At 61.3% G+C, this 24,065-nt stretch carries 22 protein-coding genes; 11 read left to right on the top strand and 11 right to left on the bottom strand.

The features are described 5' to 3' along the window. Positions 1 to 47: 47 nt before the first annotated feature. The 3 genes from ilvC to pssA all read left to right on the top strand — a co-directional run bounded on the left by ilvC (position 48) and on the right by pssA (position 2,577). Positions 48 to 1,064 carry a ketol-acid reductoisomerase gene (ilvC, locus tag BI364_RS10925; protein WP_070080026.1) on the top strand — a complete coding sequence of 339 codons (1,017 nt, stop codon included), beginning with the start codon at positions 48 to 50 and terminating at the stop codon, positions 1,062 to 1,064. A gap of 84 nt (positions 1,065 to 1,148) precedes the next feature. After that, positions 1,149 to 1,751, top strand: a complete 603-nt coding sequence (locus tag BI364_RS10920) for a phosphatidylserine decarboxylase (RefSeq protein ID WP_070078765.1) — start codon at positions 1,149 to 1,151, stop codon at positions 1,749 to 1,751. 40 nt (positions 1,752 to 1,791) lie between these two features. Continuing rightward, complete coding sequence (gene pssA, locus BI364_RS10915) at positions 1,792 to 2,577, top strand: CDP-diacylglycerol--serine O-phosphatidyltransferase (protein WP_070078764.1); 786 nt, start codon at positions 1,792 to 1,794, stop codon at positions 2,575 to 2,577. Positions 2,578 to 2,583: 6 nt separating this feature from the next. Here pssA and BI364_RS10910 read toward each other — a convergent pair whose 3' ends face one another. Genes BI364_RS10910 through BI364_RS10895 form a run of 4 tightly spaced genes read right to left on the bottom strand, consistent with a single transcriptional unit; the run spans position 2,584 to position 7,963 of the window. Beyond that, positions 2,584 to 4,605 (bottom strand): dipeptide ABC transporter ATP-binding protein, encoded by a 2,022-nt coding sequence (locus BI364_RS10910; protein WP_070078763.1) that lies wholly within the window; start codon positions 4,603 to 4,605, stop codon positions 2,584 to 2,586. After that, entirely contained in the window at positions 4,602 to 5,426 is an 825-nt protein-coding gene (locus tag BI364_RS10905) for an ABC transporter permease (protein WP_070078762.1), read from the bottom strand. The genes BI364_RS10910 and BI364_RS10905 overlap by 4 nt, the downstream gene beginning before the upstream one ends. After that, positions 5,404 to 6,363: an ABC transporter permease gene (locus tag BI364_RS10900; protein ID WP_083251326.1), complete on the bottom strand. Its 960-nt coding sequence runs from the start codon at positions 6,361 to 6,363 to the stop codon at positions 5,404 to 5,406. The genes BI364_RS10905 and BI364_RS10900 overlap by 23 nt, the downstream gene beginning before the upstream one ends. 13 nt (positions 6,364 to 6,376) lie before the next feature. Then, entirely contained in the window at positions 6,377 to 7,963 is a 1,587-nt protein-coding gene (locus tag BI364_RS10895) for an ABC transporter substrate-binding protein (RefSeq protein ID WP_070078761.1), read from the bottom strand. A 388-nt stretch (positions 7,964 to 8,351) separates the two neighbouring features. On the opposite strand from BI364_RS10895, the gene BI364_RS10890 reads away from it, so the two are divergent. The 4 genes from BI364_RS10890 (at position 8,352) to BI364_RS10875 (ending at position 12,834) form a co-directional block, all read left to right on the top strand. After that, positions 8,352 to 9,896, top strand: coding sequence for a 2-isopropylmalate synthase (locus tag BI364_RS10890; protein ID WP_070078760.1), 1,545 nt, complete (start codon positions 8,352 to 8,354; stop codon positions 9,894 to 9,896). A 258-nt stretch (positions 9,897 to 10,154) separates the two neighbouring features. Beyond that, entirely contained in the window at positions 10,155 to 10,709 is a 555-nt protein-coding gene (locus BI364_RS10885; protein ID WP_267887982.1) for a uracil-DNA glycosylase, read from the top strand. After that, positions 10,706 to 11,170 carry a ribosomal protein S18-alanine N-acetyltransferase gene (gene rimI / locus BI364_RS10880; protein WP_407639319.1) on the top strand — a complete coding sequence of 155 codons (465 nt, stop codon included), beginning with the start codon at positions 10,706 to 10,708 and terminating at the stop codon, positions 11,168 to 11,170. The genes BI364_RS10885 and rimI overlap by 4 nt, the downstream gene beginning before the upstream one ends. A gap of 68 nt (positions 11,171 to 11,238) precedes the next feature. Next, positions 11,239 to 12,834, top strand: a complete 1,596-nt coding sequence (locus tag BI364_RS10875) for a peptide chain release factor 3 (RefSeq protein ID WP_070078758.1) — start codon at positions 11,239 to 11,241, stop codon at positions 12,832 to 12,834. 33 nt (positions 12,835 to 12,867) lie between these two features. On the opposite strand, the gene BI364_RS10870 is transcribed toward BI364_RS10875, so the two are convergent. From BI364_RS10870 to BI364_RS10840, 7 genes are all read right to left on the bottom strand, one after another. After that, on the bottom strand, positions 12,868 to 13,068 hold the full coding sequence (locus BI364_RS10870) for a YgaP family membrane protein (RefSeq protein ID WP_070078757.1): 201 nt from the start codon (positions 13,066 to 13,068) through the stop codon (positions 12,868 to 12,870). Between the two features lie 60 nt (positions 13,069 to 13,128). After that, on the bottom strand, positions 13,129 to 14,451 hold the full coding sequence (locus BI364_RS10865; RefSeq protein WP_070078756.1) for a citrate synthase: 1,323 nt from the start codon (positions 14,449 to 14,451) through the stop codon (positions 13,129 to 13,131). Between the two features lie 65 nt (positions 14,452 to 14,516). Next, the gene (locus BI364_RS10860) at positions 14,517 to 14,963 is read right to left on the bottom strand and encodes a phosphate-starvation-inducible PsiE family protein (RefSeq protein ID WP_070078755.1); all 447 of its coding nucleotides are present in this window, start codon (positions 14,961 to 14,963) and stop codon (positions 14,517 to 14,519) included. A gap of 82 nt (positions 14,964 to 15,045) precedes the next feature. Continuing rightward, complete coding sequence (locus tag BI364_RS10855) at positions 15,046 to 16,098, bottom strand: succinylglutamate desuccinylase/aspartoacylase family protein (RefSeq protein ID WP_070078754.1); 1,053 nt, start codon at positions 16,096 to 16,098, stop codon at positions 15,046 to 15,048. A 5-nt stretch (positions 16,099 to 16,103) separates the two neighbouring features. Next, positions 16,104 to 17,009, bottom strand: a complete 906-nt coding sequence (gene rimK, locus BI364_RS10850) for a 30S ribosomal protein S6--L-glutamate ligase (protein WP_070078753.1) — start codon at positions 17,007 to 17,009, stop codon at positions 16,104 to 16,106. Further along, a complete protein-coding gene (locus BI364_RS10845) occupies positions 17,006 to 17,479 on the bottom strand; it encodes an ATP-dependent zinc protease family protein (protein ID WP_070078752.1) in 474 nt (157 codons plus the stop codon). Before BI364_RS10845 ends, rimK begins: the two co-directional genes overlap by 4 nt. After that, positions 17,476 to 19,797 (bottom strand): mechanosensitive ion channel family protein, encoded by a 2,322-nt coding sequence (locus BI364_RS10840; RefSeq protein WP_070078751.1) that lies wholly within the window; start codon positions 19,795 to 19,797, stop codon positions 17,476 to 17,478. The genes BI364_RS10845 and BI364_RS10840 overlap by 4 nt, the downstream gene beginning before the upstream one ends. Before the next feature lie 286 nt (positions 19,798 to 20,083). Between BI364_RS10840 and pstS the strand changes: the two genes are divergently transcribed. The 4 genes from pstS to pstB all read left to right on the top strand — a co-directional run bounded on the left by pstS (position 20,084) and on the right by pstB (position 24,025). Next, positions 20,084 to 21,145, top strand: coding sequence for a phosphate ABC transporter substrate-binding protein PstS (gene pstS, locus BI364_RS10835; protein WP_070078750.1), 1,062 nt, complete (start codon positions 20,084 to 20,086; stop codon positions 21,143 to 21,145). Positions 21,146 to 21,317: 172 nt separating this feature from the next. Continuing rightward, positions 21,318 to 22,292: a phosphate ABC transporter permease subunit PstC gene (pstC, locus tag BI364_RS10830; protein ID WP_233279500.1), complete on the top strand. Its 975-nt coding sequence runs from the start codon at positions 21,318 to 21,320 to the stop codon at positions 22,290 to 22,292. A 9-nt stretch (positions 22,293 to 22,301) separates the two neighbouring features. After that, the gene (gene pstA, locus BI364_RS10825; RefSeq protein ID WP_070078749.1) at positions 22,302 to 23,144 is read left to right on the top strand and encodes a phosphate ABC transporter permease PstA; all 843 of its coding nucleotides are present in this window, start codon (positions 22,302 to 22,304) and stop codon (positions 23,142 to 23,144) included. A 17-nt stretch (positions 23,145 to 23,161) separates the two neighbouring features. Continuing rightward, positions 23,162 to 24,025: a phosphate ABC transporter ATP-binding protein PstB gene (gene pstB, locus BI364_RS10820; protein WP_233279499.1), complete on the top strand. Its 864-nt coding sequence runs from the start codon at positions 23,162 to 23,164 to the stop codon at positions 24,023 to 24,025. Positions 24,026 to 24,065: the final 40 nt, after the last annotated feature.

Genomic DNA, 24,065 nt, shown 5'->3' with positions numbered 1-24,065 from the left:
GCCAGACCATCCAACGCAACGAAAACGACAGACGGCAAGAGGACGATATGAACATTTATTACGATAAGGACGCTGACCTTTCCCTCATTCAGGGCTTGCGCGTGGCGGTCATCGGCTATGGCTCCCAGGGTCATGCTCACGCCAACAATCTCCAGGAATCGGGCGTCGAGGTCGTGGTCGGTCTGCGCACCGGTTCGTCCTCCGCCGCGAAGGCCGAGGCCGCGGGCCTAACGGTCAAGCCGATCGCCGAGGCGGTGCAGTCCGCCGACCTGATCATGGTGCTGACCCCGGATGAACATCAGGCTGCGCTGTATCGCGACGAGATGGCCGCGAACCTGAAATCGGGTGCGACGCTGGCCTTTGCGCATGGTTTCAACATCCACTTCGAGCAGATTGTGCCGCGTGCCGATCTCGATGTGGTCATGATCGCACCCAAGGGACCGGGGCATCTGGTGCGTTCGACCTATACCCAGGGTGGCGGCGTGCCGTGCCTGATCGCAGTCAGCCATGATGCCAGCGGCCGTGCCCGCGACGTCGCTCTGGCCTATGCCTCGGCGATTGGCGGCGGTCGTGCTGGCGTTATCGAGACGAGCTTCCGCGAAGAGACCGAAACCGATCTGTTCGGCGAACAGGCCGTTCTGTGCGGTGGCGCCAGTGCGCTGGTGCAGGCAGGCTTCGAGACCCTGGTCGAGGCCGGCTACGCACCCGAGATGGCCTATTTCGAGTGTCTGCATGAGCTCAAGCTGATCGTCGACCTGATGTATGAAGGCGGCATCGCCAACATGCGCTACTCGATCTCGAATACCGCCGAATATGGTGATCTGACCCGCGGTCCGCGTATCGTGACCGACGAAACTAAGGCTGAGATGCGCCGGATTCTTCAGGAAATCCAGCGCGGCGAGTTCGCGCGCGAGTTCATTCTCGAGAATCAGGCCGGTGCCGCCACGCTCAAGGCTAAGCGCCGTCTGGGCATGGAGCATCCGATCGAGGCCGTGGGTGAGCGCCTGCGTAGCATGATGCCCTGGATCGCCGCCAACAAGATCGTCGACAAGACCCGGAACTGAGCCGGAGCGGGGCGGCAAGGCTTGCCGCCCCGCCATATCTCCCGCACTATCACCCCCGCCTGTAAAACCCAAGGGATTCCGCCGATGATGCCCATCGTCCGTGAGGGACGCGTGCCGGTTTTCGGCATGTTGGCGTTGGCCTTGGCGCTGACGGCCACCGAAGGGGGACTTGCCGCCTTACCCTTGTGGGTGGTGACGTTGGGGCTGGGCTTCGTGTTCCGCGAACTACCGCGGCCCACGCCGGCCTCGCCGCTGGCGGTGCTCAGTCCGGTGGACGGTCGCATCCTCTCCGTCGATGCCTGTCGTGACCCCTACCGCGAGCGTGCAGCGCGCTGCGTGCGTGTGATGCAGGACGCGATCGGTCCGTACGGTTTGTATGCGCCGATCGAGGGCAAGCTGCTCAAGGTTTGGCGTGATACGCCCGCGGGCAATGGCCGTCAGGCCGCGCTTTGGGTGCAGACCGATGAACTCGATGATATCGTCGTGGCCATTCATCGCTCGCGACTGCCGGGCTATCTACGATGCCAAGTACGCGCGGGGGAGCGTGTCGGTCAGGGCAGTCGTTGCGGTTTTGCCGGTTTCGGCAGGGTCCTGGATCTGTACCTGCCGGAGGCCTCACGCATTGAGGTGACCCCCGGCGCACGGGTGCGTGCGGGGCAGGTGATCGGCAAGTTACTGCGCCCGTGAAACGAGTAAACCGTAAGGGCTGCAAATCATGAGGAGACGCATGGGCAACGAGATTCGCGAGCCGGGTACCGGTACCAAACATCCGCGGGGGGTATACCTGCTGCCCAATTTGCTGACCACGGGCGCGATGTTCGGTGGATTCTATGCCATCGTCGCGGCCATGAATGGCCGCTACACCGCCGCAGCCATCGCGGTGTTCATCGCCATGGTACTCGACGGTCTGGATGGTCGCGTGGCCCGCATGACCAATACGCAAAGTGCCTTCGGTGCCGAATACGACAGTCTTTCGGACATGGTGTCCTTCGGGCTCGCACCCGCGCTGGTCATGTATCAATGGGCCCTGGTCCATTTGCACGACCTGGGCTGGTTCTGGGCCAAGGCGGGCTGGTTGGCAGCCTTTATCTATACTGCCTCCGCAGCTTTGCGACTCGCGCGCTTCAACACCCAGGTGGGAAATCTAGACAAGCGTTTTTTCCAGGGGCTGCCCAGCCCTTCCGCCGCCGCGGTGATGATGGGAACGGTGTGGATGTGGGAGCAGTTTTCAATCTCTGGACGCACGATGATGATTCCCGCTCTGGTGATCACTCTGCTCGCCGGCGGTCTGATGGTGTCGGGTTTTTCCTATTACAGCTTCAAGGACATCGACCTGCGCAAGCGGGTACCCTTCGTCAGCGTGATTGCCGTGCTCAGCCTGTTCGTGCTGATCGCATTGTGGCCTTCGATTGTGCTGTACGCTCTCTTCGTACTCTATACCTTGTCCGGCCCGCTACACTTCGCGTGGCGCCGCTGGCGCAAGTTCCGCCAGCGGCGGGCGCAGCCGGAATAGATTGCCTTACGCGACATCGGTCGGGCGCGTATCACCGGCGTCTGGCGTGCCCAGACGCTCGGCCGGTAGCCAGCAGCGTATCCGATGACGGGCCGCGCCTTCCTGCCAGGGTGGCGGTTCTGTCTGGCACTGGGTCATGGCCCGATCGCAGTGCCCGGCATAGACGCAGGCCGTAGGTCCGTCGACCAGAGGCGCCTCCGTTATGCCAGCATCAGGCGGCCGATTTGCCTTGCCATCCAGGCGCGGCATGGCGGCGATCAGAGCACGGGTGTAGGGGTGATTGGGACCGCTGAAGAGTGCTTCGGTCGGACCTGTTTCGACGAGTACGCCTCGATACAGCACGCCAATTCGGTCGGCGAGATAGCGCACTACGGCTAGATCGTGAGAAATGAATAGATAGGCGACGGCGTGGCGCGCCTGAAGCTCGACCAGCAGGCGCAGGACCGCGGCTTGAACCGAAACATCGAGGGCCGATGTCGGCTCGTCCAGAATGACCAAACGGGGCTCGCCGGCGAAGGCGCGCGCGATGGCGACGCGTTGGCGCTGTCCGCCGGAGAGCTGATCCGGCAATGCGCGTGCCTGCTCTGGCTGCAAGGCGACTTCGCGCAGCAGTCTGGCCAGTCGCTCGCGAAGGGGGATGTTGAGGCGCGAGAGCTTGCGGATCGCGCGCCGCAGGGCTGCGCCCACGCGTCGACGCGGATTGAGTGTGGTGTCCGGCGATTGGAAGACCATTTGGATATCGCGTCGTTGTTCATCACGGCGTCGCGTGATCCGAGCCGCTAGCGGCTTGCCGTCCAGTCGAATCGTGCCGCTGGCAGGGGACACCAGGCCGGCGATGGCGTGGGCGAGGGTGGTTTTGCCGCTGCCGGACTCGCCCACCAGCCCGAAGGTCTCGCCGGGGACGATTTGCAGGTCGATCGCATCGAGTATCTGCGCTGCTCCGTGACGGACGTGCAGGCCCTCGATCTCGATCAGGGGCTGACGGGGAGGTGAGGTCAGCGGATCGGCGATACTCTGCAAGGGCGGTGCCATGGGGACGTCAATCGAAGGGGGCAATACCGCCTCGGAAAACAGGCAGCGGCTGAGGTGTCCTGCGCGCACCTCGGGTGGCGGAATATTGGCCTCGCACGCCGCCTGGACCAGCGTGCAGCGTGGCGCGAACAGGCAGCCGGCCTCGGCCAAATGCGCGGCCGGTACGGTGCCGGGGATTGGTTGTAGCGGGCGCAGGTCGCGACGTGCGCCCGTATCGGGCAGACAGGCAAGCAGTGCGGCGGTGTAGGGATGTCGCGGTTGCGAAAAAACCTCGGCGGAGGGCCCCTCCTCGACCAGCCGGCCGGCATACATCACGCCCACGCGGTCGCAGACTTGGCGAACCACACCGAGGTTGTGGCTGATGAACAGCAGCGCGGCGCGATAATCGCGGCGCAGTTCCTCGAACAACTCTAGAATGCCCGCCTGCACGGTGGCGTCCAGTGCCGTGGTGGGTTCGTCCAGGATTAGGAGTTCGGGGTCGGTGGCCAGCGCCATGGCGATTACGACGCGCTGTTGCATACCGCCAGACAATTGGTAGGGATAAAGGCGCGCGACAGTGTCTGGACGGGCAATGTGGACGCCAGCGAGCATATCGACCGCGGCGGTATCGGCTTGTGCGCGGTTGAGACCTGCGTGCAGTGCATAGAGTTCAGCGATTTGCCGGCCGACCGGGATCGACGGGTTGAGGGCGGTGCCGGGATGCTGATAGACCATGCCGATGCGGGCGCCGCGCAGGCGTCGCAACTCGGTTTCGCCAAGCGCGTCGAGCGCGTGACCGGCGAATACGATACGTCCCGAGTCCTGACGCGCGTTGCGCGGCAGATAGCGCAGGATGCTCATGGCCAGCGTACTCTTGCCGCAACCCGATTCTCCGACTAGACCATAGGCCTCGCCGGGCATGAGATCGAGGGACAGCTCGCGGATGGCGCGCAACCAGCGGCCGTCGCGGCGATAGCTGACCCCGAGGGTATCGATGCGCAACAGGGCTTCGTTCATGCCGCCACGCGCGTGCGCAGGCCGTCGGCGACCAGGCCAATGCCGACTACCACCAGCACGATGGCCAGAACCGGGAAGAGCACGGTCCAGGGGGCGGTGGTGAGCTGGGTCTGGTTCTGGCTCACCATCAAACCCCAATCGGGATTGGGCGGTTGCGCACCGAGGCCGAGAAAACCGAGTGTGGCCGAGGTGAAGACGGCGTAACCGAGACGAATCGTGCCCTCGACGACCAGTGGGCCGCTGATGTTGGGCAGGATTTCGCGTAACAGTTGGTAGGCGGTACCTTCACCACGCATCTGCGCGGCCTGGAGGTATTCCCGGCGGGTTTCGATCAATGCGCGTGCCCTGACCGTGCGCGCCACCAATGGCGAGAACACGAGCCCGATCACCAGGATCACGTTGAGCGTCGAGGGCCCGAGCAGCGTCAGCGCGAGCATTGCGAGCACGATCAGCGGTAAGGCCATGACGGCGTCGATCACGCGCATGATGGCCTCATCGACCCAACGCCCGTAGTAGGCCGCGAACAGGCCGATCAGGGTGCCGAGGATCAATCCGAGCAGCGTGGCTGCCGGCGCCACCTGCAGAACCTGGGCGCCACCGTAAATCACTCGGCTGAACACGTCGCGCCCAAAGCGATCCGTTCCGAACCAGTGTTGCCAGGAGGGGGGTTGCGAGAGGGCGCTGAAATCGACGGCGGTCGGCGAATAGGGGGCAATCCAGTGCGCGGCCAAAGCAGTGATGACCCACATACCGAGTAAGAACAGGCCCAGCAGCAAGGTGAGCGGCGCACGATGGCGGTCAGGCAGGATAGATGATGGCATGACGTACGCGTGGGTCGAGCAGGGCATGGAGCAGATCGGCCAGGAAATTCGCCAGTGCGAAGACCAGCGTGATCATCAGGCTGCAACCGACCAGCAGCGGGACATCTTTATTGGTGGCGGCACTGTAGGTGAGGCTACCGATACCGGGATACCGGAATAGGGTTTCGACTACGACCAGACCGCCGACCATCCAGCCGATTTGTGCGCCGGCAACGGTGATTGTTGGTAGCAGGGCATTGCGCAACACGTGTCGCCAGAGTACCTGGCGCGGGGGCAGCCCCTTGAGCACGGCGGTACGGGTGTAATCGGCGGCCAAGGCCTCGATCATACCGCCGCGGGCCATACGGAATACATAGGAGAACAGCGTTAGTGCCAGCGCGATGGCAGGCATGAGGAGGTGTCGTAACCAACTCAGCAGATCGGCACCGCTCGGGGGCAGGGCCTGGATTGGGAGCCAGTGCAGGGCGATGCCGAAGATCACAATGAGCAGCACGCCGGTGACGAATTCCGGGATGGCGCCGAAGGACAGGCTAACGACGGAAACCACGCGGTCGAAGGCGCCGCCTTCGTGCAGGGCAGCGTAGACGCCGCTGGCGATTGCGCTCGGCAGCAATAACGCGAGACCGGCGGTGGCGAGGACGAGGGAATGTCCCAGGCGATCCAGCACCAGAGGTAGTACCGGTGCGCCATAAACCAGTGAGTGTCCCCAGTCGCCACGGGCGATGCCGCCGAGCCAATGAAGATAGCGGTCCCACAGCGGCAAGTTCGCGCCCAGCTGCAGGTTCAGTACGTCGACGGCATGCTGCGAGGCGAAGGGCCCGAGCATGATGCGTCCGACATTACCCGGCAGCACGCTGGTGAGCGCGAAGATCAGGGCCGAAGCCACTGATAGCGTCACGCCTAGCAGCAGCAGTCTGCGAACGATATAGGCACTCACCCTGGCGCGTCGGTCAGCTCAGCCAAGCCTGGGTGAGATCGAGGTATTGAGACATATTGGCCTCGACGCCCTTGACCTTGCGTCGCATCGGCCGTAGCAGGTCGATGAAGTAGGCGATGGCGGCGGGCGTTTCATCGTGCAACATGGTGGCGGCCTGATTGGCGAGGCGGTCGCGCTGATGGGGGTCGGTGCTGGCCTCCAGCTTGGCGACGATATCGTCGAAGCCGGGGTGTTTCCAGTGTGCCGCATTCCATTCGGAGTGTCCGCCGAATGCGGCCGAGAGGATTTGCGAGGGTGTGGTGCGACCGGTCCAGTCGGTCAGGCCGAAATCGACCTGGGTCCAGTGGTCGTAATAGGTGTTGAGGGGTTCGACGCGCAGCTTTACGCGGATGCCGGCGGGTGCCAACATTTGCTGGGCAAGGATGGCGTATTGCGGCAGCTCCAGATAATCGCCCGTGTAAAGGTCGATTTCGAATCCGCGAGGGTAGCCTGCTTCAGCCAGGAGCCGACGCGCGCGGCCGACGTCCTGATGCCGTTGCTTGAGCCGAATGTGGTCGCCGAAGATCGGGGCGATGGGGTGGTCGTTGCCGAGCTCGCCGGCGCCGCCGAGTAGGACCTTGAGCATCGCCTCGCGATTGAGGCACAGGGCCACCGCCTGGCGCACGCGTCGGTCGTTGAAGGGTTTGCGGTCGACACGCATCGCCAGCAGACGGGTGGCCGATGAGTGGGCGCGGGCGATGCGGATGTCGGGCTTTGCGAGCAGCGGCTTGGCGTCGATGGAGGAAATGCCAAGCATCATGTCGGTATCGCCTCCCTGCAGCGCGAGGATCATCGGCTGCGGCGAACCATAGAGCCCCATTTCCACAGCATCGAGATAGGGTTTGCCAGCATCCCAGTAATCCGGGTTGCGCTCGAAGCGCGCGCTTTGCTGCGGCTTGTAGTCGATCATCCGGAACGGGCCGGTGCCCACCGGATTTTTCGCGAAATCGCCGGCGTAGTCGTGTGGCAGGATCACCGCGTTGTAGATCTGGGTGTAATAGGGGAATTCACCCACCGCTCGGTCGAGCGTGAACTTGACCGTGTGGTGGTCAACACGGGTGGTGTCACCGGGTTTGAGGAAGGGAATCTGCGCGCGCGCTACCGAGGCCATCTTCGGATTCACCAGACGTTCGAAGGTGGCGACCACGTCGTCGGCCGTCATTTCGCGGCCATCGTGGAACTTGACGCCCTTGCGCAGCTCGAAGATCCAGGTCTTGCCGCCGTCGGGGGTGTGCCAGGCGGTTGCGAGTACCGGGCGTAGGCTGAGGTCAGGCTCGGCCCAGACGAGATATTCCCCGACCTGCTGCACGATCGCGATTGCGCCGGCGCTGTCGATCTTGAGTGGATCGATGGACTTGGCGGCCGGGATGGCGACGCGTAGCGTGCCACCGCGCCGACCGGGCTCCGCAGCTTCGGCTGTGCCTGGGCGCAACCCCAGGGCACTTGTGGCCAGTCCGAATCCGAGTACACCCGAGGCGCGGATGAAGTCACGGCGTTCGTGGTCGGGTGCTGAGCGGCGTGACGTCGCGTGCTTGCGGTTGCGTGGGGTGTCGTCGTTCATGCGTCTTGTTCCTCGGGGCGCCAGTACCGATCCCGCTCGCCAGGGGCGCGGGTGGTTCATCGCGGTCGTCCGCGTCGTTGGGTGCGGCCATTCAGGCCGGCCGGAAGGGTTTGGGTGGCAATGTAACGTGTCAGGGCGATGAACGAAACCCCAGCGGGATGGCATTGACAAGTCTTGGCAGCCCCTCGGGGCTTGGCTATCATGGCTCCGCACACGCTCGTCACGCGCCGTGGTAACGCCCCATTGAGAGGGTCCGCAGGCAGCATAATCGCAACCTTGGATGAGTCGATCGCTCATCGGATCGCGCCCATCGGCCGGCGCGAACGGATTTCCGACCGATACACAAAATACTATCCGGCGCTGGTCGTCGGGTTAGCGGGAGTAGCGCATGTCCAACGATCGTCTGATCATTTTCGATACCACTTTACGTGATGGCGAGCAAAGTCCCGGCGCCTCCATGACGCGCGATGAGAAGGTGCGTATTGCCAAGGTACTGGAGCGCATGCGGGTCGATGTGATCGAGGCCGGCTTCCCGATCGCCAGCCCCGACGACTTCGAGGGCGTGAGCGCCGTGGCCCGCGCAGTGACCGACAGCGTGGTTTGCGGTCTGGCGCGCGCCCTGGAAAGAGACATCGACCGGGCGGGCGAGGCACTCAAACATGCGAATGCCGGCCGTATTCATACCTTTATCGCGACCTCGCCGATCCACATGACGCACAAGCTGCGCATGCAGCCGGATCAAGTGGTTGAGCAGGCGGTCAAGGCGGTGCGTCACGCCCGCCGCTATACGGACGATGTCGAATTCTCCGCCGAGGACGCCGGTCGTTCGGAAGTGGATTTCCTGTGCCGGATCATCGAGGCAACGATCGAAGCCGGTGCGCGTACGATCAACATCCCGGATACGGTTGGTTACAACCTGCCGGCGCAGTTCGGTAGCCTCATTGAGGCATTGATGACGCGCGTGCCGAATGCTGACAAGGCGGTGTTCTCGGTGCACTGCCACAACGATCTCGGGTTAGCCGTGGCCAACTCGCTGTCCGCCGTGCAGGCTGGCGCGCGCCAGGTCGAATGCACGATCAACGGCCTCGGTGAGCGCGCAGGCAACGCCGCGCTGGAGGAAATCGTGATGACGGTGCGTACCCGACGCGATATGTTCGAATGCGATACCGGGATCGATACCACCCAGATCGTACCGGCTTCGCGCCTGGTTTCCACGATCACCGGGTTTCCGGTGCAGCCGAACAAGGCGATCGTCGGTGCGAATGCCTTCGCACACGAATCCGGTATTCACCAGGATGGTGTGCTCAAGTCGCGCGAGACCTACGAGATCATGCGCGCTGAAGATGTCGGCTGGAGCGCCAACCGAATCGTGCTGGGCAAACACTCCGGACGCAATGCGCTGCGCACACGCCTCAAGGAGCTGGGTATCGAGTTTGCCTCGGAGGAGGAGCTTAATGACGCCTTTGCGCGCTTCAAGGTGCTCGCGGACAAAAAGCATGAAATATTCGACGAGGATTTGCAGGCACTGGTGTCCGAAACAGTGGCTTCAGAAAGCGGCCAGCACACCTTGATCTCGATGCGTGTCTGCTCCGAGACCGGCGAGGTGCCGGTGGCGCGCATTACGCTGAGCGTCTACGGCGAGGAACAGACCGCCGAGGCGGTGGGCAGCGGGCCAGTGGATGCGACCTTCCGTGCGATCGAGGCCATCGTCGGGAGCCAAGCGCTGCTGCAGCTCTACTCGGTGAACAACATTACCAGTGGCACGGACGCACAAGGCGAGGTGACGGTGCGTATGGAGCGCGCGGGGCGGATCGTGAACGGCCAGGGCGCGGACACCGATATCGTGATTGCCTCGGCCAAGGCCTACCTCAATGCGCTCGACAAGCTGGCTTCGGTGGTACAACGGGCACACCCGCAGCTAGGAGACGTCTGAACGAGACGTTACAAGAAGAATACGGGCGATCTCACGGGCGGCGTGCGCGACGCTACAATCGATGAGAGCGGGCAGCAGTCTGCGCAACGGGGTGCATGGGTGAATACGAGACATACACACTATCTATCGGCCATGGGTATACAGCCTTGGGCGCTGCGGCCGGAATTTCGTGTCGTGCCGGATCACATGCCGGCACACTTGACGCCGGAGCCCGTCGCGACGCCGATTGAGGATGCCGTAGCTACCGACGTGACCGCGATGGATTGGCGTACTCTGGAGGCGGCGGTGGCGCATTGCACGCGTTGCGCGCTGGCCGATGGACGTACGCAAACCGTGTTCGGTGTCGGCGCACACGAGGCCGACTGGATGATCGTCGGCGAGGGGCCGGGTGCGGAAGAGGATCGCCGCGGCGAGCCCTTCGTCGGGCGGGCTGGGCACCTGTTGGACAATATGTTGAGCGCCATCGGCCTGCGTCGCGAGGCGGTTTATATCGCTAACGTCGTCAAGTGCCGGCCGCCGGGCAACCGCGATCCCAAGCCGGACGAGGTTGCCGCTTGTGCCGATTATCTCGACCGCCAGATTGCACTGGTACGGCCGCGCCTGATTCTGGCGTTGGGGCGTTTTGCGGCGCAGAGTTTGTTGAATACGGACACGCCGGTAGGGCAGCTGCGCGGCCAGGTCCATCGGTATGCCGACGCGGTGCCGCTGATCGTTACCTACCATCCGGCCTATCTGCTGCGCAGCCCGGAACAGAAGGCGCGCGCCTGGGACGACCTTCGTCTGGCGCGGGCGCAGCTAGAGGTTGTGGCGTGAACACACGCCCGCGCGAGGCGGTGCCGCGTATGCGTCCGCTGGAGGTGCTCGATCTCGACCCCCTGATGGCCATCGAGCGCAGCGCCTATTCGCATCCCTGGACCGAAGCCATCTTTCGCGACTGTCTGCGGGCGGGGTATACCTGTTGGGCGATGGAGCAGCAGGGCGAACTCACGGGTTATGCCGTGACCTCGCTGGCGGTGGGCGAATATCACATCCTCAATCTCACGGTGCGACCGGAGTCTCAGGGACGCGGTTATGGTCGATTTTTGTTGCGTGCCCTGGTGAACTGGGCGCAGACCCAGAGTGCCGAGACTGCATTTTTGGAGGTGCGTCCCTCCAATCGGGCCGCACTGGCTTTGTACCTCAGCGAAGGGTTCAACGAGGTCGGCCTGCGCAAGGGATACTATCCGGCCGCACGGGGCCGCGAGGACGCGCTGGTCATGGCGCGGGTGCTGTAATTCCGCGACGTGGTGCTTGCCAGGCGTTATAATCGGCGGCTTTTCGCACGTCCGGCGGTGGACCTTCCATGTCAGATTACAGCCAGGAGGTGACGCGGCGGCGCACCTTCGCAATTATCTCGCACCCTGATGCGGGCAAGACCACGATCACCGAAAAGCTCTTGCTCTTCGGCGGCGCGATTCAGCTCGCCGGCACGGTCAAGGGCCGTAAGGCCGCTCGCCACGCCACTTCCGATTGGATGGAGCTGGAAAAGCAGCGTGGTATTTCGGTCACCTCATCGGTGATGCAGTTCCCTTACAAGGGACACATCATCAATCTGCTTGACACGCCTGGGCATGAAGATTTCTCCGAAGACACCTACCGTACGCTGACCGCCGTCGATTCCGCACTGATGGTGATCGATGCCGCCAAGGGCGTCGAGGAGCGTACGATCAAGCTGATGGAGGTCTGCCGCTTACGCGATACGCCGATCATCACCTTCATCAACAAGCTTGATCGAGAGGGGCGCGAACCGATTGAACTGCTCGACGAAGTGGAGGATGTGCTCAAGATCGAATGTGCGCCGATCACCTGGCCGATCGGTATGGGCAAGCGCTTCAAGGGCGTTTATCACCTGCTCAACGACCGCATACATCTCTACATCACCGGGCAAGGGAGCAAGACGCAGGTCGGCGAAGTGATCGATGGCCTGAACAATCCGGATCTCGATCGCGTTCTCGGCGCGCAGGCCGACGAGCTGCGCGAGGAACTCGAACTGGTCATGGGTGCGAGTCATACCTTCGATTCGGCGGCCTATCTGCGTGGGCGGCAGACGCCGGTGTTCTTTGGCTCCGCGATTAATAACTTCGGCGTCGCCTCACTGCTCGATGCCTTCATCGAGCAGGCGCCGGCACCATTGCCGCGCGCGACATCAGCGCGTAGCGTCGAACCGCTGGAACCGTCATTGACGGGTTTCGTGTTCAAGATCCAGGCGAACATGGATCCGCAACATCGTGATCGCATAGCCTTCATGCGTGTATGTTCCGGGCAGTTCGAGAAGGGTATGAAGCTGCGCCATGTCAGGCTTGGCAAGGACGTTAAGATCGGTGATGCGCTGACCTTCATGGCCTCGGACCGCGAGCACGTGGAGCATGCCTATGCCGGTGACATCATCGGCATTCACAACCACGGTACGATTCGTATCGGCGACACCTTTACGCAGGGTGAGGCGCTGCAATTCACCGGCATCCCCAATTTCGCCCCTGAACTGTTCCGCCGGGCGCAACTGCGAGATCCAATGCGTATGAAGGCCTTGCAGAAGGGACTGACCCAGTTATGCGAGGAGGGGGCGACGCAGCTCTATCATCCACTGCGCAATAACGATCTGATCCTCGGTGCCGTGGGTATTTTGCAATTCGATGTGGTCGCGCACCGCCTGCGTGGCGAATATGGTGTGGACTGCATTTTTGAAGCAGTCAACGTGACTACGGCACGCTGGGTCAGCGCCTCCGACGAGCGCATGCTGCGGGAATTTCGAGAAAAGGCGGCGGCCAATCTGGCACTGGATCACGCCGGCGATCTGGTCTACATCGCCCCGACGCGGGTGAATCTGCAGATGGCGCAGGAGCGTTGGCCAGAGATACAGTTTCATGAAACAAGGGAGCACGGCACGGCGCTTTCCTGAGCCGTTGCCGTGCCGCAGCGAAGTCGGGGGTGTCTAGATTGCTTCGGCCGAGCGCACGCCGAGTTTTTTGAGGATGGTGACCAGTGGGCAGAAGCCGGTAAATGCGGACTGCAGCAAATTGGCGCCCACGAAGGTGGTGAACCACAACCAGTTGGGATTCACGAAGTGGGCCAGCAGTAGGCTGATCAGGATGAAGGTGCCGGCGGTTGCCATGACGATTCGGGTAATGGACATGCGTTTGTCTCCTGGAGTTGTCTTAATATTAGTGAAATCTAATATTTATGGCGTCTTGGGTCAAGCCGATGTCTCGGCGCGCCCACCCAGCGGGACGTAATCGCGAGTGCCATAGCCGACATAAAGCTGACGGGGTCTGCCGATTCTGGCCTTGGGGTCGGCCATCATTTCCATCCAGTGCGCGACCCAGCCGACGGTGCGTGCCATGGCGAAGATCACGGTGAACATATTCAGCGGAATGCCCATGGCGCTGAGGATGATGCCCGAATAGAAATCGACATTCGGGTAGAGGTTGCGCTCCTGGAAGTACTCGTCCTGCAGTGCGATACGCTCGAGTTCCATGGCGACATCGAGCAGCGCCTGATTGGGGTTTCCCGGCTCCAGACTGATCAACAGCTCATGGCAGACCTTGCGGATGATGCGCGCACGCGGGTCGTAATTCTTGTAGACGCGATGGCCGAAGCCCATGAGCCGGAAACGGTCATCCTTGTCCTTGGCGCGGTCGACATAATGCTGCACCGGGCGCCCTTCTGCGACGATCTCGTCGAGCATGCGAATGACCGCCTCGTTGGCGCCGCCGTGGGCGGGGCCCCACAGGGAGGCGATACCGGCAGAAATTGCCGCAAAGGGGTTGGCCTCGGAACTGCCGGTTAGGCGCACGGTCGAGGTCGAGGCATTCTGTTCGTGGTCGGCATGTAGGATCAGGATTAGGTCGAGCGCGCGGACGAAGCGTGGATCGGCCACGAAGGGCTCGGCGGGCACGGCGAACATCATCCGCAGGAAATTCTCGGTGAAGCCGAGATTATTGTCTGGGTAGACGAAGGGTTCGCCGATGGAGTGTTTGTAGCTCCAGGCCGCTATGGTCGGCATCTTGGCGATCAGGCGGTGTGCTGAAATTTCGCGCTGGCGCGCGTTGTGTACATCCGTCGAATCACCATAGAAGGCTGAGAGCGCACCGACCACGCCGACCATGGTGGCCATCGGGTGGGCATCGTGGCGGAAGGCGCTCATGAAGCGGCGCATCGCTTCGTGGAGCATGGTGTGACGGGTGATATGGCGGCTGAAGTCGTCCAGCTCGGTGGCTGCAGGCAGCTCGCCGTAGAGCAGCAGATAGCAGACTTCGATGTAGTCGCTGTGCTGCGCCAGCTGTTCGATGGGATAGCCGCGATAGCGCAGTATGCCCTCGTTGCCATCGATATAAGTCAGGGCGCTCTTGCAGCTTGCCGTGGACAGGAATCCTGGGTCGTAGGTGAAGTAGCCCAACTCGCGGTAGAGATCGCGCACGTCGATGGCGGCCGGGCCATCAGCCCCCCGCAACACCGGCAGTTCGATTTGCTTGCCGGTCAGGTTGTCGGTTAGCGTGACGGTGTCCTTGGGGGTCATGGCGGTCTCCTGTGCCAATAGCGCGCGTCGACGGGCCGACTATCCTAGCAGATATCGGTTTGCCCTCAGTCGTTCCCATCTCCGTTGCGCAAGCCGATTATCTGCCCACGCTGGTAGACCAGCACTGAGCCGATGCGCAGGGCGCCAAGCACGAAGAGTAGGGCACTCAGGGCGTAGGTCCGATCAACGACGAGTTTGTGTTCGAATAGCTCGATCATGATTTCGCGCAACACGAAGACGATGGCCGCATCGACGATGAAGGTCAGGCGCAAACGGTTGACGCGGAAGTATTCAGCCAGCGAGCGCGAGAGTTCGATCAGCACGAACAGCGACAGGACCTCGGAGATGATGTCGAGGTAGCCTTTTGTAATAGCACCCGTTCTCGCCATTTCGAACAGCAGCAGGAACAGATGCCCCGTGCCCATGATGATACCGATGGTCAGAAACAGCAGCATCACCGCGAAGACTACTCCGGTAACACGGTCGAAGAGCTGTTTGGCGCTAAATTGCATCACGTATTCCTTGCTGAGTGGTTACGTCAAGGGCATCTTGGCTGCATGTGCGCAGGGTGTCCAGCCGTCGCACGCGTTCGTTTCAGGATGTTGGTTCGGCGATCTGTGGTGCCTGGAAGTCTGCGCCTAGAGACGGTTCGCCCTGGAATATCTCCAAGCTGTTGGCGACTGCCTCTGGTGCCTTGAACCGGGCGAGATGATAGAGAGCCTCGCCCTCGTGGACCAGGGGTATCTGCGTGCGCCCGATGATGACGCCGTCAGCTGGCGCACGTATCTCGCTTTCATTGTCGCCGAAGGGGTCGGCCACGGTGCCGAGCAACGCCCCTTGCGTGACGTGTGAACCGAGGGTGGCATAGCTACGCAGAATGCCACTGGCCGGCGCCCGTACCCAGCTGGAGCTGCGTGCCACGAAGGGACGCGGAGTAGCGCGTCCGGGTCTGCGCGATGCTGGCAGCATGTCGAGCGCGCGCATTACATTCAGCACACCGCCGATGCCGACGCGGACGCTCAGGTCGTCGAAACGCAGCGCCTCGCCGGCCTCGTATAGCAGTATGGGTACCCCGATGGCCGCCGCCGCTTGGCGCAGTGAGCCCTCTGGCAACTCACCGTTGAGTAACACGCTGACGCCGAAGGCACGGGCGAGGCGGTCGATCTCGGGGTCGTCGAGATTGGCGCGGATCTGCGGTAGGTTGGTGCGATGGACCGCGCCGGTGTGCAGGTCGATACCGTGGCTGCAACGCGCCACGACCTCGTTTAGGAAGCTATTGGCGATTCGGGCGGCAAGACTGCCGTGATCCGAACCTGGAAAGCTGCGATTGAGGTCGCGACGGTCGGGCAGGTATCGATCCTGGCTGATCAGTCCATACACGTTCACCACCGGTGCGGCGATGAGCGTCCCTCTCAGACGATCCAACTGGCGGTGATCGAGTAGACGACGGATGATTTCCACGCCGTTGATCTCATCGCCGTGAACCGCAGCACAGACCAGCAGCCGCGGTCCCGGTTTCCGTCCATGCACTACGTGAAGCCGGAGCGGGAGGGGCGTATGAGTATAGAGCGGTGGCAGCGGCAGTTCGATCTCGCTGCGCGTACCTGGGCGCAGGCGCTGGCCGAGTATTTCGAAGTCGTCGCGCATGCGGTTCAGCCCTTTCCTCGGGTGCGCGTGTGATTCGGCCTGGCGTTTTGCTCGATGAATCTGATGATGTCGCCCGCGATGTCCTTGCCGGTGGTGCCTTCGATGCCTTCCAGGCCGGGCGATGAGTTGACTTCCATGACCACGGGGCCATGGTTCGAGCGCAGAATGTCGACGCCGCACACGTTGAGTCCCATAATCTTGGCGGCGCTCACCGCCGTCGAGCGTTCCTGCGGGGTTAGGCGTATGGGAAGACCCTTGCCGCCGCGATGGAGATTGGAACGGAATTCACCCTCTTTGGCTTGACGCTTCATGGCGGCGATCACCTTGCCACCGATCACGAAGCATCGGATGTCGGCGCCGTTGGCTTCCTTGATGAATTCCTGAGCGAGTATGTTGGTCTTGAGGCCCATGAAGGCCTGGATGACACTGGCGGCTGCCTGGCGCGTTTCGGCCAATACCACGCCGACGCCTTGCGTCCCCTCGATCAACTTGAGCACCATCGGTGTTCCACCTACGAGATCGAGCAAGTCGTCGATGTCGTCAGGCGAGTGTGCGAATCCGGTGACCGGCAGGCCGATGCCTTTGCGCGAGAGCAATTGCAGCGAGCGCAGTTTGTCCCGTGCGCGGCTGATGGCGACGGATTCGTTGACTGGGAACACGCCCATCATCTCGAACTGGCGTAGCACGGCGGTACCGTAGAAGGTGATCGAGGCACCGATCCTTGGGATCACCGCGTCGACATCCTCGATGCCCTCGCCTTTGTAGTGGATTGAGGGTTTGAGCGAGGTAATGTTCATGTAGCAACGCAGGGGGTCGAGCACGATGACTTCGTGTTCACGTGCTTCCGCCGCCTCGATCAGACGACGCGTGGAGTAGAGCCTGCGGTTGCGCGATAGGATCGCGATCCTCATGGGAGTGATTCCGGTGTAGTCGACGGGGTGGCCGCCAGGAAGGAGCGTGTTGGGTCGACGAGGAAGCGACGGTGCATCGCCGTACGCCCAAGCAGCATGCGAAAGCGCATGGTATCGCGATTGGTTAGGGTCAATTCAATAGGCATGACCCACGCACCAATGATGATCGGTGTGCGAATGACCAGGCGTTGTTCGCGATGTCCTCCCGAATCCGTGACTTGGCGTTCATCGACGACCGGTGCGTCACACTCGATTACGCGCCCGGTATCCTCCTGGTCCGGGTGCAGGCGGAAGCGTACCCGCCGCCGGCCGTCGGCGCCGTTGTAGACCTCGCTGTGGAAGGCGTGCAGGGCAGAGGTGCGTGCGCCTGTGTCGACCTTGCACTTGAGGGATTCAATGCCCAGGTCGGGGAGGGCAACCCATTCCCGCCAGCCGAGGTAGCGAGGGGATTCTGGCGATTGGATATTCATCCTGGAGGTGTCTGGCCAGGCGGCGTGGGCGGTTCCATTGGCTGTTCAGATACTGGCGTATGCGCCGCGTCACCGATGTGCTCATCCTCGACCTGTGGGCGGATGATATGGATGTCGCGCTGTGGAAAGGGGATCGAGATACCGGCCTTACGGAAGGCGGCGTCGATCGCGAAATTAAGGTCGCTTAGCACCGACAGGCGGTTGCTCACGTCACGAATGTACGCGCGTAATTCAAAGTTGAGCGAGCTGTCGCCGAAGGACATGAACAAGACATAGGGATTGGGAATGGCACTGTCGTCAAAGATGATCTGTGGGTGCTCGCGGGCAATGTCGAGCAAGGTCTCTTTGACCAGCAAGGTATCGGTGCCGTAGGCCACACCGACCGGGGCGCGGACCCGACCGTATGTGTCGCGTAGCATCCAGTTGGTGACCGGGCCGGAGATTAGATCGGAATTGGGTAACACCACATCCGCGCGATCAAATGTCTGTATCTGGGTGGAGCGGATGCTGATGCGCCGGACATAGCCTTCGATTTGTCCGACGGTGATCCAGTCGCCAGTACGAATCGGGCGCTCGAACAGCAGGATCAGGCCGGAGACGAAGTTGTTGACGATGTTTTGCAGGCCGAAGCCGATCCCAACCGATAGCGCGCCTGCGATCAGCGCCAGATTCTGGAAATTGAAACCGGCCACGGAGAGTGCGATCAACCCGGCGGTGATAGCCGCGAGATAACCCGTGATGGCGACGGCGGCCTCGCGTGCGCCGCGTTCCATGCGCGCGTGGCTTAGCCGTTGGTCGAGTGCCGAGCGTGCCCAGGAACCCAGCGATAGCAGCAGTGCGAGCACGAGCAGCGCCAGGGCGATACGCGACGGTACGATGCTGATCTTGCCGAGGGTGATGCCGTGTGTCAGATAGTGGAAAAGCAGGGCCTGGCCGGTGGCGGACAAACCCCAGATGCGTAACAGGGCGAAGGCGATGGCCGCCCAGACGGCGGTATTGAGCAGCATTCGTAGCCAGAAAAGTCCCGGAATGAAGCCATCCTCACGCAAGGCCAGTCGACTGCGCAGGCGTTGCTCCCAGGGATGGCGTCCTTCCTCCAGGCTATTGAACAGGTCGTTGATGAGCGTGATGAGTAGCCATGTCAACAAAAGCACGATCAGGGAATAGACGATACCGCCGACGATGAACTGGCTGAGGTTGCGGTAGCCGGCCCATTCCGCCACCAGGCCCACGATCAGCGCCAGCGAAAAGACCAAACGGATGGGACCGATGCCTGATTTGTCGCGCAACCGGCGGATCAGCCAGATGGTGGCCACCAGATTCGCGACGAATAGGGTGCCCCATAGCGAGCGTGCGAGCAGGATGACCGATTCGTTCATCGCTTCGGTAAGCGGTGTGGCAAACAGGATCAGCCCGATCAGCGCATTAAACGTGAGCCAGCGCAGGATGCGGGCGAAACGATGGCTCAGCGCGGCCGGAAAAGGCAGGTGGTGACTGGCGGGCGGAGGCGGATCAAAAATGCTGCGGATCAGTACCAGGGCTAGGTGATAGATGAGTAGTACGAAGCTCAGTGCCGCCAGCATCGGCCATTGGCCATCTTCCTGGCCGGCGACGAGCCAGAATATCGACCACATCGCAGTGATCAGGAGACCGGGGCGATAGCGATTGAGGCTGACGAGCAGGGCCAGCATGATCGCCCTACCACGATCGAGCTTCGGGTCCGTCGGCTTCAGCATCGATTTGACACGCCCTCGCCAACCCAGCCCGGCAGCCAAGCCGAATGCGGTCATCAGCACGAGGAGACCGGCATTGAGTGGCGTGATTTGGCCAAAATGGGCGCGCAGCTCCGGCCAATGAATCCAATCGTTGTAGGGGGGGGGCGAGGCCGCGAAGGCGGCCAATAGCGATAAGGTGCCGCGGCCACGGATCATGAGCTGACTGGCCAGCTGTTCACTGTGGCGCGCCTGCAGAGTTTTGTACAGGGCGTTACTGTTGACCAGCAGTAGCCGGCAGTTGGCGAGATTTTGGGCCGCCTGCGCTTGTTCGCGCTCAAGACTGTAGCGCTTGGAGGTGACTTGCCAGGATTCGCCTTTGACCAGCGGCCCGAGTGCCTCGATCTCCGCCTTGAATGCCTTGGCCTTGGTTTCTTGGCTTTGCACGCAGCCTTCGGCTTGTTGTCGGCTTGCGGCGACCTCGTCTAGCCATTGTTGCAGTTGAGTGACATCGACGGCCTCGCGCTGAAGCTTGGTTTCGATGTCGCCGATCGATTGTTGGGTCTGCCGCAGGCTGCTGGCATCAAAATTTTCCGGTTTTGCCACAGCCGTGCCGGCGAATAGCGCCCAGGACGTAAAAAAGATTATTAATGTTCGCTTTATCAATGACATGTGCGGCGTTTTTTCACCGGTTTTGTGTGGGTGTCGGGGGCTGCTGGATCGTGGTTGTCGAGGCGGCATGATCCTAGCATAGCGCCCGGTTTTGGGCGCCAACAGGGCGTGTTTGGGTGTCACGACATTGTCACACGGGCTCCCTAGACTGCCTGCAGCCAGTTCGCAAGGGGGGGCCCCGATTCTGGCTCCATTCGTAAGCAAAATCGAGGTAATAGACATGCTCAAGTATTTCAGCAAGGGCGTGGTCATCGGCGTCGCTCTGATGAGCGCTGGATTGGCCCAGGCGGAAGTCACGCAGATCAATGGTGCTGGTGCGACCTTCCCGTATCCGGTGTATTCCCAGTGGGCGGATGCCTATCACAAGGCCACCGGCGTGGAACTCAATTACCAAGCCATCGGTTCCGGTGGTGGCATCAAACAGATCAAGGCCAAGACCGTCGATTTCGGCGCCTCTGATGCACCTTTGAAGGCCGATGAGCTGGAAAAACATGGTCTGATGCAGTTCCCGATGATCATGGGCGGTGTGGTGCCAGTGGTCAACATCAAGGGCTTGCACATGGGGCATTTGCGTCTTGACGGGGAGTTGCTGGCCGATATTTTCATGGGCAAGATCAAGCATTGGGACGACGCCCGTATTGAGGCGATGAATCCGGGGCTCAAGCTGCCCCATCGTGCCATTACCGTGGTGCATCGCTCCGATGGTTCCGGGACGACTTTTATCTTCACAAACTACCTGACCAAGGTCAGCAAGTCCTGGGCCGACAAGATCGGTAACAACAAGTCGGTCGACTGGCCGGCGGGTGTGGGTGGCAAGGGTAATCAGGGTGTCGCCAATTACGTGAATCGTATCAACGGGTCAATCGGCTACGTCGAGTATGCCTATGCCCTGCAGAACAAAATGAATTACGTGCGCCTGAAGAATCTTGATGGCGAATACGTTTCCCCGACCGCTGAGAACTTCCAGGCCGCTGCTGCCGGAGCTGATTGGCAGCATGCGCCGGGTTTCTACATGGTATTGACCGATCAGCCTGGGGCCAAGAGCTGGCCGATCACCGGCGCCAGCTTCATTCTGGTCTACAAGCAGGCCGACAAGCCTGAAGTGACCAAGGCGGTCCTCAAGTTCTTCGACTGGTCGTACCGTCATGGCCAGACGATGGCTGAGAAGCTGGATTATGTTCCGATGCCCGAGAAGGTTGTCAAAATGGTCGAAGCCACTTGGGCCTCCGACATCAAGGGTGCTGACGGTGCGGCGGTTTGGACCTCAAGCGACGCCGAATAAGTCGGTTTGAGGCATGCTCGGCCCGCGGCTTAGCCGAGGGGCCGAGCGAGGTGCAGGGAGCCGGTTGCTCGACCGGTTCCCTGCCTTTGTTTTGTCTCAGGATGGCTAAGCCTGTAAATTTCACCCTCCGAGTCAGCTCATGTATCCGATAACCTCCATAGAGGCCGATAGCGTGAATAAGGAGATCCCGGCGAGCGTCGCTGCAAACGTGCATTCCCAAGCATGGGGCGACCGCCTGTTCCAATGGACGACACTGTTCTTTGCAGTGTTCGTGCTTGCGGTGCTGGCTGCGATTCTGCTCACGCTGGCTTGGTCGGCGTGGCCGGCCTTCGAGCACTTCGGTTGGCACTTCCTGGTCAGCAGCGAATGGAATCCGGTGACGCTCCAGTTCGGCGCGCTCACGCCCATGGTCGGTACCTTGGTGACTTCGCTGATTGCGATGCTGATCGGCATACCGATCAGCTTTGGCATCGCGCTGTTCATCACCGAAATGTCGCCATCCTGGCTCAAGCGTCCAGTGGGTACGGCGATCGAACTATTAGCCGCGATACCCTCGATCATTTACGGCATGTGGGGTTTGTTCGTATTCGCCCCTTTTTTTACCGACCATATTCAGCCGCTGATGACCGATACGTTCGGTGCGTTACCGCTGATCGGCCCGATGTTCCAGGGGCTGCCAATTGGCATCAGCGTATTCAATGCAGGCTTCATTCTCGCGATCATGGTGATCCCCTTCATCGCAGCCATCATGCGTGATGTATTCGAGGTTGTTCCACGTACGCTCAAGGAATCGGCTTACGCCATGGGCTCCACTCGCTGGGAGGTCGTTTGGCGCGTGGTACTGCCCTATACCAAGGTAGGCGTCATCGGCGGCATCATGCTGGGACTGGGGCGCGCATTGGGCGAAACCATGGCCGTGACCTTCGTGATCGGCAATGCCCACGATCTGCATCTTTCATTGTTCATGCCGGGCAGCACCATTTCCTCAACCTTGGCCAACGAATTCACCGAAGCCGACGGCAAGTTGTATACCTCGTCGTTGATCGCACTCGGCTTTCTGCTTTTCGTTATCACAGTCATCGTCCTGTCCTTCGCGCGGTTGCTGCTTATGCGGCTAGAGCGGACGCAGGGCGGTCAGAAGGCCTGAGATGACGATATGAAGCGCTATATGCGACGCCGCGTCGTCAATTACTTCAATCAAGGTATGTCGGTGGCGGCAACCCTGTTCGGGCTGTTTTTTATGGGTTGGCTGATGTGGACGCTGATCTCAGAAGGCGCGGCCTATCTTGATTGGCGTGTATTCACCGAAAATACGCCCGGTCCCGGCAGTGCGGGTGGCGGGCTCGCCAATGCCATTATGGGGACGGTGATGCTTACCGTCTTTGGGGTGCTTTTCGGCGCGCCCATCGGCATACTCGCCGGCACCTATCTTTGCGAATACGGGCGTCGCTCGTGGATCACACCGCTGGTGCGTTTTATCAACGACGTTTTGTTGAGCGCGCCCTCGATCGTCCTCGGTGTCTTCGTTTACGAGGTCATGGTCGTACACATGGGGCAATTCAGTGGCTGGGCTGGGGCGGTTGCGCTGGCGCTGATTGTAATCCCCGTCGTGGTGCGTACTACTGACAACATGCTTGGATTGGTACCGGATACCATGCGTGAGGCCGCGGTTGCCTTGGGCGCGCCGCGCTGGCGCGTGACCGTGTGGATCGTTTATCGCTCGGCCATGACAGGCTTGGTGACCGGCATCGTTCTGGCGACGGCACAGATCGTCGGCGAGACCGCGCCGCTGTTATTCACCTCGCTGGGGAATCAGTTCTGGAACTTGGACATGAACAGGCCAATGCCGGCGCTACCGCTGGTTATCTTCAATTTCGCGATGAGCCCCTATGAACGCTGGCAGCATCTCGCCTGGGCCGGCGCGCTGCTGATCACCTTATCGGTGCTCATCATGAACATCGCGGCGCGCGCTGTGCTGCGCTCGCGTAATACCGACTGAAACACGGAGTGACTCCCATGAAACAGCTTTCCGTCAAACAGCAGCATGCCATGGACACCTCTGGTGCAGCCGGTGGCGGCGCGCAACCGCACGCAGAAAAAAGGCACGTTGGATTGCACGAGGTACCCGATCCCAAGCTGATGGTCCGGGATCTCAATTTTTTCTATGGCAAGTACCGCGCGCTGTACGACATCAGTTTGCAGATACCCGAACGCCAGGTAACGGCCTTCATCGGACCCTCCGGTTGCGGTAAATCGACGTTGTTGCGCACCTTCAATCGCATCTACAACCTGTACCCGGATCAACGTGCGGAGGGTGAAATTCTGCTCGATGGGCACAATATTCTGGGGCCGGGGGAAGACCTCAACTTGCTGCGGGCGAAGGTCGGGATGGTATTCCAGAAGCCGACACCGTTTCCGATGTCCATCTACGACAATATCGCATTTGGGGTGAAGCTCTACGAGCGACTGGCGCGCGCGGAGATGGATGATCGCGTGGAATGGGCGTTGAACAAGGCGGCTATCTGGGACGAGGTCAAGGACAAGCTCAAGCAGAACGGCACACAACTTTCCGGCGGCCAGCAGCAGCGTTTGTGCATCGCGCGCGCGATTGCGGTCAAGCCAGAGGTATTGCTGCTCGACGAACCCGCTTCGGCGCTGGATCCGATCTCGACATTGAAGATCGAGGAATTGATCTACGAGCTGAAGAACGACTACACCATTGCCATCGTGACGCACAACATGCAGCAGGCGGCACGCGTCTCCGACTATACCGCCTTCATGTATCTGGGCAAGCTGATTGAATTTAACGACACCAACACCATCTTCACCAATCCCGGCAGCAAGGAAACCGAGGACTACATCACCGGGCGTTTCGGGTAGAATCCACTCCCTCCTGGCGGTAGGGCGGCGCGTCGGCGAG

The organism is Acidihalobacter yilgarnensis, from assembly GCF_001753245.1.
GTDB classification, from domain to species: Bacteria; Pseudomonadota; Gammaproteobacteria; order DSM-5130; family Acidihalobacteraceae; genus Acidihalobacter; species Acidihalobacter yilgarnensis.
This window is presented reverse-complemented; position numbering and strand designations above follow the sequence as displayed.

Bases quoted from the DNA above. Each gene is read 5' to 3' on its own strand.
- pstA (WP_070078749.1), top strand. From the start codon at position 22,302: ATGAAGCGCTATATGCGACGCCGCGTCGTCAATTACTTCAATCAAGGT.
- BI364_RS10895 (WP_070078761.1), bottom strand. From the start codon at position 7,963: ATGAACGACGACACCCCACGCAACCGCAAGCACGCGACGTCACGCCGC.
- ilvC (WP_070080026.1), top strand. From the start codon at position 48: ATGAACATTTATTACGATAAGGACGCTGACCTTTCCCTCATTCAGGGC.
- BI364_RS10865 (WP_070078756.1), bottom strand. From the start codon at position 14,451: ATGACCCCCAAGGACACCGTCACGCTAACCGACAACCTGACCGGCAAG.
- pstS (WP_070078750.1), top strand. From the start codon at position 20,084: ATGCTCAAGTATTTCAGCAAGGGCGTGGTCATCGGCGTCGCTCTGATG.
- BI364_RS10920 (WP_070078765.1), top strand. From the start codon at position 1,149: ATGATGCCCATCGTCCGTGAGGGACGCGTGCCGGTTTTCGGCATGTTG.
- pstB (WP_233279499.1), top strand. From the start codon at position 23,162: ATGAAACAGCTTTCCGTCAAACAGCAGCATGCCATGGACACCTCTGGT.
- BI364_RS10855 (WP_070078754.1), bottom strand. From the start codon at position 16,098: ATGCGCGACGACTTCGAAATACTCGGCCAGCGCCTGCGCCCAGGTACG.
- rimK (WP_070078753.1), bottom strand. From the start codon at position 17,009: ATGAGGATCGCGATCCTATCGCGCAACCGCAGGCTCTACTCCACGCGT.
- BI364_RS10890 (WP_070078760.1), top strand. From the start codon at position 8,352: ATGTCCAACGATCGTCTGATCATTTTCGATACCACTTTACGTGATGGC.
- BI364_RS10860 (WP_070078755.1), bottom strand. From the start codon at position 14,963: ATGCAATTTAGCGCCAAACAGCTCTTCGACCGTGTTACCGGAGTAGTC.
- pssA (WP_070078764.1), top strand. From the start codon at position 1,792: ATGGGCAACGAGATTCGCGAGCCGGGTACCGGTACCAAACATCCGCGG.
- BI364_RS10910 (WP_070078763.1), bottom strand. From the start codon at position 4,605: ATGAACGAAGCCCTGTTGCGCATCGATACCCTCGGGGTCAGCTATCGC.
- BI364_RS10875 (WP_070078758.1), top strand. From the start codon at position 11,239: ATGTCAGATTACAGCCAGGAGGTGACGCGGCGGCGCACCTTCGCAATT.
- BI364_RS10845 (WP_070078752.1), bottom strand. From the start codon at position 17,479: ATGAATATCCAATCGCCAGAATCCCCTCGCTACCTCGGCTGGCGGGAA.
- BI364_RS10905 (WP_070078762.1), bottom strand. From the start codon at position 5,426: ATGCCATCATCTATCCTGCCTGACCGCCATCGTGCGCCGCTCACCTTG.
- BI364_RS10885 (WP_267887982.1), top strand. From the start codon at position 10,155: ATGGATTGGCGTACTCTGGAGGCGGCGGTGGCGCATTGCACGCGTTGC.
- BI364_RS10870 (WP_070078757.1), bottom strand. From the start codon at position 13,068: ATGTCCATTACCCGAATCGTCATGGCAACCGCCGGCACCTTCATCCTG.